General features: G+C 70.8%; 9 protein-coding genes. 2 read left to right on the top strand and 7 right to left on the bottom strand.

Going from position 1 to position 12,414, the window contains the following annotated elements; all coding sequences use genetic code 11:
- The 3 genes from D9R02_RS05315 to lipB form a co-directional block, all read right to left on the bottom strand.
- Positions 1-698 (bottom strand): DUF4191 domain-containing protein (locus D9R02_RS05315; protein ID WP_147435331.1); only part of this gene is annotated, 698 nt, incomplete at its 3' end.
- Positions 699-904: 206 nt separating this feature from the next.
- Positions 905-1,912, bottom strand: coding sequence for a lipoyl synthase (lipA, locus tag D9R02_RS05310; RefSeq protein ID WP_019310701.1), 1,008 nt, complete (start codon positions 1,910-1,912; stop codon positions 905-907).
- Between the two features lie 84 nt (positions 1,913-1,996).
- The gene (lipB, locus tag D9R02_RS05305; RefSeq protein ID WP_121566480.1) at positions 1,997-2,719 is read right to left on the bottom strand and encodes a lipoyl(octanoyl) transferase LipB; all 723 of its coding nucleotides are present in this window, start codon (positions 2,717-2,719) and stop codon (positions 1,997-1,999) included.
- Positions 2,720-2,793: 74 nt separating this feature from the next.
- Between lipB and D9R02_RS05300 the strand changes: the two genes are divergently transcribed.
- Positions 2,794-5,232 (top strand): serine/threonine protein kinase, encoded by a 2,439-nt coding sequence (locus D9R02_RS05300; protein WP_121566479.1) that lies wholly within the window; start codon positions 2,794-2,796, stop codon positions 5,230-5,232.
- An 83-nt stretch (positions 5,233-5,315) separates the two neighbouring features.
- Here the strand turns inward: D9R02_RS05300 and D9R02_RS05295 are convergent, their stop codons facing one another.
- The 4 genes from D9R02_RS05295 to D9R02_RS05280 form a co-directional block, all read right to left on the bottom strand.
- A complete protein-coding gene (locus tag D9R02_RS05295) occupies positions 5,316-5,663 on the bottom strand; it encodes a hypothetical protein (RefSeq protein WP_019310698.1) in 348 nt (115 codons plus the stop codon).
- A gap of 153 nt (positions 5,664-5,816) precedes the next feature.
- Positions 5,817-8,030 (bottom strand): 2-oxoglutarate dehydrogenase, E2 component, dihydrolipoamide succinyltransferase, encoded by a 2,214-nt coding sequence (gene sucB, locus D9R02_RS05290; protein WP_121566478.1) that lies wholly within the window; start codon positions 8,028-8,030, stop codon positions 5,817-5,819.
- A gap of 118 nt (positions 8,031-8,148) precedes the next feature.
- Entirely contained in the window at positions 8,149-9,516 is a 1,368-nt protein-coding gene (lpdA, locus tag D9R02_RS05285; protein WP_039102207.1) for a dihydrolipoyl dehydrogenase, read from the bottom strand.
- 172 nt (positions 9,517-9,688) lie between these two features.
- A complete protein-coding gene (locus D9R02_RS05280) occupies positions 9,689-11,215 on the bottom strand; it encodes a leucyl aminopeptidase (protein ID WP_039102206.1) in 1,527 nt (508 codons plus the stop codon).
- A gap of 216 nt (positions 11,216-11,431) precedes the next feature.
- Here D9R02_RS05280 and D9R02_RS05275 point away from each other — a divergent pair, with 216 nt between their 5' ends.
- A complete protein-coding gene (locus tag D9R02_RS05275; RefSeq protein WP_039102205.1) occupies positions 11,432-12,364 on the top strand; it encodes a proteasome assembly chaperone family protein in 933 nt (310 codons plus the stop codon).
- Positions 12,365-12,414: the final 50 nt, after the last annotated feature.

The following is a 12,414-nucleotide window of genomic DNA, read 5'->3' as shown; positions in this document are numbered from 1 at the left end:
CCCTTGGGGATGGGCAGCTTGTTCTGCAGGGTGTTCATCCGGCGGTAGACCACCTGGACCTCCTGCTTGGTGAGCTTGTTGTCCAGCCCGCGCAGCTGCTTGGTGAGCTTGTTCAGGGGCACCTGGCCCTCACCGTTGCCGGACTTGATCACGTGGATCGGGACGTTGGTGATCACCGGGCCGATGCGCCGGCGCTCCTTTTTGACGAGCTTGTCCACGCGGTTCACGGGGCCCTCGGTGATGAAGACGACGCCGGGGCGGCCCACGGCGCGGAACAGCAGGTCCTTGGACTTGGGGTCCATGGCCGCGGGCTCCTCCTCCACGATCCAGCCGCGCTTGAGCGTGGACAGGGCGGCACCGGCGGCACCGGGCTGACCCTCGATCCGGGTGAACGCGGCGCGTTCGGCGCGCCGGGACAGCAGGATCACGGCCGCGAGCACGGCGAAGGGGATGCCGATCAGGAACCACGTGATCCAGTTGCCCAGGGCCACACCGATGAGCAGGAACACCAGGAGCACAGCGAGACCGAGCAGGATCATCCACCACAGGATGTTCGGCTCGTTCTCGCGGGTCATCTGGAAGACCTGCTTCATCTGCGCGAAGACGCCGGGGCCCTTGGCGGCCTTGCGCTGCCGCTTCTCCTCGCGCTTGCGGTCGCGCTCGGCGGCCTTGGCCTTGGTGGACGTGGCTGGTGACACGGTGCTTCCTCGCAGTTGGTGGTAGGGGATCGGGGCCATTCTATCCGCTGACCGGGCGGGTCCGGCTCGGGACGCAGCGGCCGTCGCACGGCGCGGGGGTCGGCCGCACGGGAGACGACGACGCCGCCCGGGCGGGGGCGGCGTCGTCGTCGGTCCGTGGGTGGGCGGGGCCTCGGCCCGTGAGCGGGATCCGTCTGCCCGCGGGCTCAGCTCAGGCGGGCCAGCAGGGAGGAGGCCTCCTGGGCGGCGGAACCGGAGTCGTCGATGTGCGAGAGGTGCTCCGGGATCTCGCGCCCCATCTTCTTCATGGCCCGTGCCCACAGCTTGCCGGCGCGGTAGCTGGAACGGACCATGGGCCCGGCCATGACCCCCAGGAAACCGATCTCCTCGGCGGCCTTGGAGAGCTCCACGAACGTCTCGGGCTTCACCCAGCGGTCGATGGGGTGGAACGTGGGGCCCGGGCGCAGGTACTGCGTGAGCGTGATGATGTCGCAGCCGGCGTCGTGGAGGTCGCACAGGGCCTCGTAGGCCTCGTCGTCCGTCTCGCCCATGCCCAGGATCAGGTTGGACTTCACGATCATGCCGTGCTCCTTGCCCTGCGTGAGCACGTCCAGGGAGCGCTCGTACGCGAAGGCGGGGCGGATCTGCTTGAAGATCCGGGGCACCGTCTCCAGGTTGTGGGCGAAGACCTCGGGCTGGGCGTCGATGACCTGCTGGACGGCGTCCGGCTGGCCCTTGAAGTCCGGGATGAGGATCTCCACGCCCGTGCTGGGGTTCATGGTGTGGATGGCGCGGATGGTCTCCGCGTTGAGCCAGGCGCCGCCGTCCGCGAGGTCGTCGCGGGCCACGGAGGTCACCGTGGCGTACCGCAGCCCGAGGTCCCGGACGGACTCCGCGACCTTGCGGGGCTCGGCCACGTCCACCATGCCGGGCTTGCCCGTGGCGATGTCGCAGAAGTCGCAGCGGCGCGTGCACGTGTCACCACCGATGAGGAAGGTGGCCTCGCGGTCCTCCCAGCACTCGTAGATGTTGGGGCAGCCGGCCTCCTCGCACACCGTGTGCAGGCCGCGGCCGCGGGCCATGGACTTCAGCTCGGTGAACTGGGGGCCCATCTTGGCCGTGTTCTTCATCCACGACGGCTTCTTCTCGATGGGCACCTCGGCGTTGCGTGCCTCGACGCGCAGCAGCTTGCGGCCTTCGGGTGCGATCGTCATGCGTACTCCTCGCTGGTGGCGATGGGTGCTCCGTACCGCGCGGTGTCGGCGGGGGAGCGCTTCGACAGGTGTGGGCCGGCCCCCTCAGGACACGGTGCTCGACGCCGCGCCGGGCGCGGGTGCCAGCCGCAGCGGCGGGGCCGGGGACTCGGGTTCGAACGGGACGCACAGATCGGACTCCCGTGCGGTGAGCTCCTGCTCCATACGTGCCACAACGTCCACCGGGTCGATGCGATTCCCGGTCTCCTCGCTCAGGGACGTGACGCCGGCATCAGTGATGCCGCACGGGATGATCTTGCCGAACGGGCGCAGGTCGTTGGAGCAGTTCAGGGCGAAGCCGTGCAGCGTGGCGCGCTTGGACACCTGCACGCCGATGGCCGAGATCTTCCGGTCCGGTCCGCGCTCGTCCGCGAGCACCCACGCACCCGAGCGGCCCTCCACGGTGGTGGCAGGAACACCGAAGTCCCGCACCACGGCGATGATGACCTCCTCCAGGACGCGCACGAAGCGCACGACGTCCAGGGGGATGGGAAGACGCACGATGGGGTACCCCACCAGCATGCCCGGGCCGTGGTAGGTGAGCTTGCCGCCGCGGCCGATCGGCACCACCTCGGTGCCGTCCCACGGGTACTCGTGCTTCTCGGTCCGGCGCCCGGCGGTGTACACGGGATCGTGCTCGACCATGAGCACGGTGTTGCCGCGGGTGCCCGCCACGACCTCCTGGTGGACCTGCCGCTGGAGGTCCAGGCACTCGCGGTAGTTCACCAGCTCCGGGGCGAATCCGATGCGTTCGAAGTGCAGAGCCATTCGACCAGCTTATCCCTTCCCCCACCCTGTGGATAACGTGAGCGGGCGCACAGACCGCGCGGCACAGTGGTGGCATGCACACACACCGATCACGTCACGAGCACGGTTTCCCGCCGTCCGAGCCGCCGTCCGAGCCGCGGTCCCCGCAGACCGCCGCCGACCGCCCTGCCGCGTCCCGGCCCTCGGCCATGGACCGGGTCCGCGCGGCGCGCTCCGTGACCCAGCGATCACAGGGCGCGGACCCCATCCCGGGGCCCAGGACCTTCGATTCCGCCCCGGTACTCGGGACCCCCCAGGCTGCCTCGGTGCCCGGGGCCAACGACTTCGCCCCGGTGACCGGGACCCCGGACGCTGCCCGGGCACTGGAGGATCCCGACGCCGCTTCGGCAGCCGGGCGCCGCGGTGTCTCCGCTCGGGCAGCACCGGCGATGCCCTCGGTGGGGAGTCCTGGCGGGGATCCGGACGGGCAGGTGCGTGGGCGCGCGGCGGGAGACCCGGACGGGCGCGAGCAAGCCGGGTCCGGCGGCGTCGTGCCGGGCGACCGCAGCCCGGGCTCTGGTGCGGGCGACGGCGAGGTGTCCGGAGCAGCCCTGCTCGGGGGACTGGAGCTTGCGGGCGTGCTGGGCGAGGGGGCGGGAACCCGCACGTGGCGGGCGCACGAGTCCACCAGCCGGGAGGAGTTCACGGTGACCTTCGCGGTCGCGGAGGACCCGGTCCTGCGCCGCGATCTGGAGGCGCACTTCGCGGAGCTCGTGGCGGCGTGGTCCGAGAACCCGCACCCTCACCTCGTGTCCGTGCGGGCCACCCTGGAGCAGGACGGCCGGGTCGCGGGGCTCGTCACGGACCACGTCAGGGGCACGACTCTTGCGCAGCGCGCCCGCGAGGCGGGACGGATCACACCGGAGGAGATCGCACCCGTGCTCGCGGCCGCGGCCCGGGGGCTCGGCCACCTCCACGAGCACGGCTGGGTGCACGGGGGTCTCAGCGCGGAGCACGTGATCGTCACCGCGGAGGGGCAGGTGCTGCTGGACGGCTACGGCGTGCGCCCGGGGCGCAGTGGCTTCCCTGCAGCGTGGGGCCACGGGGACCGCTCGACGGCGCCGGGGCTGGTGGACGGAGACCCGGAGGGCGCCCCCGACCGCACTGGGGGGACCGCGGGCGGCCCGGCATCCGGGGCCCAAGACGTGTACGCGCTCGGTGTCCTGGGGTGGCGGGCGCTCACCGGGCGCATGCCGGGGCCGGATTCGCACCGGGTTCCGCTCACCCTCATGGTGCCCTCCGCACCGCGGCACCTCGTGCTCATGCTGGAGGCCGCCCTCGCCGACGACCCGTCCGTCCGCCCCACTGCCGGGGAGCTCGCGGCCGGATTCGCCGCTCCCGCGCCCAGGCCCGCCCCCGCGCGGCGGCCGCAGGAGCGTATGACCCCGGAAATCATCCGTGCGGACGGCACCGTGGTGCGGCCCCGCCGGAGGTTCTCAGCCCGCGCCTCGGAGTCAGAGGGAGGTGACGTCGCCCGCAGACGGGAATCGGGTGCGGCACGTGACCGCCGCAGGAGCACCACCCGCACGGGCACGATCCGCTCCGGTCGTTCGGTGAGGGGCCTCGAACGTCGTGCAGACACCGCGGGCGGGGCAGCCTCGGCCCTCGGGCACGGGGATGCCCGCGCCGGGTGGATGGGGCGAGCAGGAAGCCACCCGAGAGTGCTTGCCATGGTGGCGGCCGCGAGTCTCGCCACCCTGCTGGCCTGCGGTTACGCCGCGTGGACCGGATCAGACGGCGCGGGTGTGGACCCGGAGGCCGCGGCGTCGTCCGCGGCGGTTCCTGGCCCGGTGGCTGCGGCGGACCCGGGAAAGGCGGCCGGCGCGGCCGGGGCAGTTCCGGGGACGTCAGCTGGCCCGGACGCGCAACCGACGTCCTCGGAGTCAGCCGGGCCCGAGCCGGCGGAGGGACGAACCGGGCGAACCGCGAGAGAGAGTGCCGATGGAGACGGTGCCGATGGAGGCCCGGCGGAACGCACGGGTCGGGAAGGCGGCACGACGCACTCGGAGGCACCCGGTGCGAGGGTCCAGGACAAGGAGCGAGAAGCACGGGAGGCCGTCACGCAGCTCGTCTCCGCCCGGGCGGCGGCACTGGCGGCCGGTGACGAAGCTGCGGTCTCGGCGGTGTACGTCCCGGATTCGGCGCTCGCGGCCAAGGACCGTGACCTGATCCGTCGCGCCGCCGCGCAGCCTGCTCCGGGGACCGGCGGAACCCCCCTCTCCGGGCTCAGCATGGAGGTGGAGTCCCTGGAGGAGGAGGAACGGGTGCCGGGAGGGCGCCTCACCCCGGCGGAGGAGGCGCGCACGCGCACCTTCCGTGCCGAGATCGTGACCCGCGGCTGGGACGGCGCGGTGCCCACGCAGGCCCACGTCCGACGTGACGGGGCGCGGGCGCGGCAGGCAGTGCGCGTGACCGTGGTGTGGACGCCGGAGGGATGGCGTCTCGTGGACGTGGCCCCGCTGCCGTCACGGTGACCCCGACATGGAGGAACCCCGGCTCCCGCGGACCAGAGGACTGCGGGCGCCGGGGTTCCAGAGGTCGAACCAGGCGGTTCAGATCACCAGAACACGGCCACGGCGGCGTTGATGAGCGCCATGCCGCCCACCGCGTGCGCGAGGCCCGTGGACACGGGCTCGTTGCGCTGGGTCTTGCGCATGCCGATGAACGCGGCCACGAGCACCACCAGCAGAATCACGATCTTCACGGTGATCTTGGCGTAGTTGATCGAGCCGCCGCCCATCTCGTGGATGCCCACCAGGCCCAGACCGGTGATGAGCATGAGCACGGCGGCCCAGAACTGGCCAGCGGTCACGGTGGGGCGCTTCATGGTGTAGATCCACGTGCCAACGATCACAGCGACGCCCACGATGTGGAGGAAGAGGAGGAGGTTCAGCAGGAATGTCATGGATCGAGACTAACCGAGACAGCGGCCCTCGGAAGCGACCACGGGCCCGGGACGCGGCGTGCGTGAGGCACTCCACATCCCGGGCCCGTGGGGCGGGTCACCCCGCTGGTCCACTCGTCAGGATCCGTGCGGATCCCCTCCGGGGATCGCTGCTCAGAGACCGACCTCCGACTCGAACTGCCCGGCCTCCAGGCGCTTCTTGAGGGTGCTCAGGAAGCGACCGGCGTCCGCGCCGTCCACCAGACGGTGGTCGTAGGTCAGCGACAGGTAGCACATGTGGCGGATGGCGATCGTGTCGTTGCCCTCCGCGTCCGTGACCACCATGGGCCGCTTCACGATCGAACCGGTCCCCAGGATGCCCACCTGCGGCTGGTTGATGATCGGGGTGTCGAACAGTGCACCGAACGAGCCGATGTTCGTGATGGTGAACGTGCCGCCGGTCAGCGCATCCGGGGAGATGCTGCCGTCCTTGGCGGAGGCGCCCAGCTCGGCGATCTGCTTGGCCAGACCACCCAGGTTGAGGTCACCGGCGTTCTTCACGACCGGCACCAGCAGCCCGCGGGGGGTGTCCACCGCGATCGCGATGTCCTCGGAGCCGTTGTAGACGATCTCCTTGGAGTCTTCCTTGAATGTGGCGTTGAGCACCGGGTGAGCCTGCAGGGCCTCGGCCACGGCCTTGGCGAAGAAGGGCATGAACGTGAGCTTGGCGCCCTCGCGCTTCTGGAACTGGTCCTTGGCCTGCTGACGCAGCTTGGCCACGCGGGTCATGTCCACCTCGGTCACCTGCGTGAGCTGGGCGGAGACGTCCAGGGACTCGCGCATGCGCTTGGCGATGGTCATGCGGATCCGGGGAGCCTTCTCCGTGGTTCCACGCTTGGCGTCCGCGGCCGGGGCGGCGGCGGACTCGGTGCTCTGGCGGGACACGGCGGGGGACAGGTCCGCGCCGGTGTCCTGGACGGCGGGAGCCGACGACTTCTCGGCCTTCTCCGCCGCCGCGAGCACGTCCTGCTTGCGGATGCGTCCGCCCACACCGGTACCGGTCAGCGAGCCGAGATCCACGTTCTTCTCGCGGGCGAGCTTGCGCACCAGCGGCGTCACGTAGCCGGGGACGTCCTTGGAGGGGGAACCAGCGGACGAGGAGTCCCCGCCAGACTGCGGCGACGCCTGCTTGGTGTCGGCCTTCGGGGCCTGCTCGGTCTTGGCCTCGGCGGCCTGCTCGGTGTCCTCGCCGGAGTCGGCGGTGGTGGCAGCGTCCTCGACCTTCTCGGCCTTGGTCTCACCGGACTGCTCGGAGGAGCCGTTGTCGGAGCCGGAGTCGCCGGAACCGGCCGCGGACTCGTCGCCCACGATGGCCAGGACCTGGCCGACCTCGGCGTCCTCGTCCTCCTGGACCTTGATCTCCAGGATGGTGCCGGCCACGGGGGAGGGGACCTCGGTGTCGACCTTGTCGGTGGAGACCTCCAGCAGGGGCTCGTCCACCTCGATGCTCTCGCCGACCTGCTTGAGCCAGCGGGTCACGGTGCCCTCGGTCACGGACTCGCCCAGCGCGGGGAGGGTGACCTCCACCGAGTTGCCCGACGCCTGCTTGGTGTCGGCCTTCGGGGCCTGCTCGGTCTTGGCCTCGGCGGCCTGCTCGGTGTCCTCGCCGGAGTCGGCGGTGGTGGCGGCGTCCTCGACCTTCTCGGCCTTGGTCTCACCGGACTGCTCGGAGGAGCCGTTGTCGGAGCCGGAGTCGCCGGAACCGGCCGCGGACTCGTCGCCCACGATGGCCAGGACCTGGCCGACCTCGGCGTCCTCGTCCTCCTGGACCTTGATCTCCAGGATGGTGCCGGCCACGGGGGAGGGGACCTCGGTGTCGACCTTGTCGGTGGAGACCTCCAGCAGGGGCTCGTCCACCTCGATGCTCTCGCCGACCTGCTTGAGCCAGCGGGTCACGGTGCCCTCGGTCACGGACTCGCCCAGCGCGGGGAGGGTGACCTCCACCGAGTTGCCCGAGGCCTGCTTGGTGTCGGCCTTCGGGGCCTCCTGCGCCTCCTCGGAGGAGTCGCCAGAATCATCGGCGGAGTCCTGCGAGGCGGACTCCTCGGCGGTGTCCGCACCGGAGTCGGAGTCCTGGTCGGAGCCGCCGGAGCCGTCGCCGATCACGACGAGAGGGGCGCCGACCTCGACGTCCTCGTCCTCGTCCACGAGGATCTTCTCGACCACACCGGCCACGGGGGACGGAACCTCGGTGTCCACCTTGTCCGTGGAGACCTCCACCAGGGCCTCGTCCACCGCGACCTCGTCCCCGACCTGCTTCAGCCAGCGGGTGACGGTTCCTTCGGTGACAGACTCACCCAGTGCGGGCAGATTAACGGTTTCAGACATTGTCGCGTCCGTCCCTCTCTACAGAATTTCTCGAAAAATGTTCTACGTGTCCGGGCCCGGGCGGTACCGGGAGGAGCAAGCGGGTGCGCGTCCCCGGGGACGCGCACCCGCTCGTGGCTCAGCCGTGCAGGGGAGAGCCTGCCAGTGCCATGGCAGCCTCTCCGATGGCCTCGTTCTGCGTGGGGTGCGCGTGGACGAACGCCGCGACGTCCTCCGGGTAGGCCTCCCAGTTGACCATGAGCTGGCCCTCGCCGATCTGCTCGCTGATGCGGGTGCCGATCGCGTGGAAGCCCACGATGGGGCCGTCCTTCTCGCGCACGAGCTTGATGAGGCCGCCGGTGCCGAGGATCGAGCTCTTGCCGTTGCCGGCCAGGTTGTACTCGAAGGTCTCCACGTTGTCCTTGCCGAACTTCTCCTCGGCCTTGGGCTGCGAGTAGCCCACGGAGGCGATCTCCGGCTCGGTGAAGGTGACCTTGGGAACGTTGATGTCCGGGACCACCACGGGGTTCAGCCCGGCGATCTCCTCGGCCACGAAGCGGCCCTGCTGGTATCCGCGGTGCGCCAGCTGCACGCCGGGAACGATGTCGCCGATCGCGTAGATGTTGCCCACGCCCGTGTGCAGCCGCTCGTTCGGGGTGACGAACCCGCGGTCCATGGGGATGCCCTGGTCCTCAAAGCCCATGTCCGCGGTGTTGGGACCGCGGCCCACGGCCACGAGCACGATCTCCGCCTCGAACTCCTTGCCGTCCGCGAGGGTCACCTTGGCGCCGTTGTCGTCCTGCTCGACCTTCTCGAAGAAGGTGCCCAGGTTGGACTTGATGCCGCGCTTCTTGAACTCGCGCTCGAGCGTCTTGATGATCGCGGGATCCTCGTTGGCCACGAGGTGGGGCAGGCCCTCGATCACGGTGACGTCCACACCGAACGAGCGCCACATGGAGGCGAACTCGCAGCCGATGACGCCGCCGCCGAGGACGATCGCGGACTTGGGCACGAAGTCGATCTCGAGCGCCTCGGTGGAGGTCATCACGCGGCCGCCGATCTCCAGACCCATGGTCTTGGAGACGGATCCGGTGGCCAGGATGATGTGCTCACCCGTGTACGTGGTGCCGTCCACATCGATGGTGTTCTTGCCCGTGAGCTTGCCGTTGCCCTGGATGACATCGACCTTGCGCATCTTCATGAGCCCGGTGAGGCCCTTGTACTTGCCCTGCACGATCTTGTTCTTGTAGTCGCGCACGGCGCCCATGTCGATGGACTCCAGGGTGGCCTTGATGCCGTACTTCTCCGACTCCCGGGCGCCCTCTGCGAGCTCGGCGGAGTGCAGGTACGCCTTGGTGGGGATGCAGCCCCAGTGCAGGCACGTGCCGCCGAGCTTCTCCTTCTCGATCAACGCCACGGAGTAGCCCAGCTGCACCGCGCGCAGAGCGGCGGAGTACCCGGCAGATCCTCCGCCCAGGACCAGAATGTCGTATTGGTTGTCGGCCACGTTGGCTCCCTCGGGGTTCGAGTTCTTGGATTCGGATGTCCGCCCGAGGCCCGATCCAGGGTCTGAGGAGGACGGTCACGGTTGGGGTCAAGCCTAACGCCACCCACGGGGCCCCACCAGGTATTGCTGCCCGGTGGGGCCCCGCGACGTGGCGCACTTCACGCGGCGCTGCTCACTCGGCGTGGGCGGCCGCGATCTCGAGCAACGTGCGCACGCCGAAGCCCGTCCCCTCCCTGGGGGTGTAGCCCCACGGCTGGGACTCGTTGAAGGACGGTCCGGCGATGTCGATGTGGGCCCACGGGAGCCTGCGTCCACCCTGCTCCGGCACGAACTCGCGCAGGAACAGGCCGGCCACGAGCATTCCGCCGTGCTTGTCGCCCATGTTCTTCAGGTCCGCCACGAAGGAGTCCAGTGAGGGGCGCAGGTGCTCGGGCAGGGGCATGGGCCACGCGGGCTCGCCCGCGCGACCGGCGGCGTCGACCACGAGGGAGCGGGCGGCGTCGTCACCCATGACACCGGCAGTGCGGACGCCGAGAGCGGCCATCTGCGCGCCGGTGAGGGTGGCGATGTCCACGAGCAGGTCGGGGTTCTCCTGGCCGGCGGCCCACAGGCCGTCGGCGAGCACCAGGCGACCCTCGGCGTCCGTGTTGAGCACCTCTACGGTGTGGCCGCTGTGCATGCGCAGGACGTCGCCAGGGCGGGTGGCCGAGCCCGAGGGCAGGTTCTCCGCGAGGCACAGCCAGCCGGTCACGGCCACTGGCAGCTCGAGGGCCGCCGCGGCCAGGACCGTGCTCAGCACGGCCGCCGCACCCGCCATGTCCGACTTCATGGTCATCATCGAGGCCGGCGGCTTGAGGGAGAGTCCGCCCGAGTCGAACGTGATGCCCTTGCCCACCAGGGACACGTGCTTCCTGGCGCGCGCCGGGGACCAGCGCAGCTTCACGAGCCGGGGACCGTTGACGGAGCCCTGCCCCACGCCGAGCAGACCACCGAAGCCGCCGCGGGTCAGCTCCTTCTCCGCGAGCACCTCCACCTTGACCTTGGTGCCCTTGGCCGCGGTGGTGGCCACGTCCGCCACGAACTCCGGGGTGGCGGTGTCCGGGGACAGGTCCACGAGCGTGCGGGTCAGACGCACCGCGCGGGCCACGTGGCGGGCACGCTCGATGGCGGGCTTCGCGGCCTTGGCGAGGTTCTTCGGGACGCTCACCACGGCGGATTCCAGGGGCCGGTCCTTGTCCCCTGCGGTGCGGGTCTTCTGGGTGGTGTACACGAACGCCGCGAGGCCCACGCCCTCGGCCACGGCCTGGACCTGCTCGGCGGTGTCCACAGGCAGAGAGACCACGGCGGACGAGGCCCGGCCCTGCAGCGCACGCACCGCGGCGCCCGCGGCGAGGCGCAGGTTCTCGAGCTGCTCCCGGCCCTGGCCCTCACCGAGGCCAGTGAAGACCACGAGACCGGCGCGGACGTCGTCGGGTGCGGGGACCACGACGACCTTCTCCAGAGAGCCCGAGGCCTGCGCCCGCTCGGCGAGCTGCGCCAGACGACGCCGGACTCCCGCCTTCACGTCGCTCGGCACCGAGACGGTGCCGTCCTGGAGGACGCCCAGCACGAGCGCGTCCGTGGCGGAGTCGCCCAGGGGCTTGGTGGCGGCGGTGAGGCTCACCTCGTGGGTCGTGAGGATCTCTTGCGCTGTGGTCACTGTGATGTCCTTCCACGCCTGGCTGAGAACGGTCGGAGCCGCGGTGCAGGTGGCCGCGGGCCCGGGCGCGATGCGCCGGTGTGACACCGATCCTAGTCATCCGGCTGCGGACGCCGGGGCGGGAATACCCTGTGACCCCGGAGGCGTTCCCTGTCCATCGAGGGCGCGCGCCGTGGTCTGCGGGCGCGCCGCGGCCCGTGTCCACTAGGAGGAGAAGTGCTGGATCCCACGGCCCTGTACCTGGGCAACCCCGCTCTGCTGGGTGATGACCGGCTGCGTGGCCTGCCGATGATCGTGGCCCTCTCCGGGTACGTGGAGGCCGGGCACCTCGCGGGTCAGATCGAGGCAGTGGTCCTCGACTCCATGCCGAGCGAGACGGTGGCACGCTTCGATCTCGACCAGCTCTACGACTACCGCTCGCGGCGCCCCCGGGTGACCTTCGCGGAGGACCACTTCGAGGACTGGGAGGCTCCCGAGCTGAACCTGCACCTCGTCACCGACGGTCTGGACCGGCACTTCCTGCTGCTCACCGGTCCGGAGCCGGACACCCAGTGGGAGCGCTTCGCCGCAGCCGTGGTGGGGCTCGCCCAGCGGTTGCGGGTCTCCCTGGTGGCAATCGTGAACGGCATCCCGATGCCCGTGCCCCACACCCGCCCCGTCCTCGTGACGGCCCACGGTCCGCGCGCGGACCTGCTGCCCCGCATGGGCGGGAGTCGGCCGAGCTTCGAGGTGAGCGCCTCGGCCTCCCACCTGCTGGAGCTGCGGTTCCAGGAGCACGGGATCGACCACGTGGGTCTGTCCGTGCACGTCCCCCAGTACCTCGCGGAGTCCTACCTCCCGCAGGCCGCCGTGGCGGCTCTCGAGCACCTCAGCGCGGTCACGGGCCGCACGCTGCCCACCGACGAGCTGCGGGAGGCCTCGCGGGACGTGATCCGCCAGATCGACGAGCAGGCGAACTCGTCCCCCGAGGTGCAGGCCGTCATCGAGAGCATGGAACGGCGCTACGATGACGTGGTGGACGCGTCCGCCCGCCGGTCCATCCTCGCCGGGCCCGACGACTCCGATCTTCCTGACGCCGACGACCTCGGCGCCGCGGCCGAGGCGTTCCTGGCCGCTCGCAACGACTCGGACGGCCACCAGGACAAGTAGCCCACGGGCCGTGCGCGCGGGGGCAGAGCAACGACAGCCCTCGGAAGGCC

This window comes from Kocuria rhizophila, from assembly GCF_003667225.1.
GTDB classification, from domain to species: domain Bacteria; phylum Actinomycetota; class Actinomycetes; order Actinomycetales; family Micrococcaceae; genus Kocuria; species Kocuria rhizophila.
Note: the sequence above shows the minus strand (reverse complement) of the source record. Positions and strands in the feature narration are given on the sequence as shown.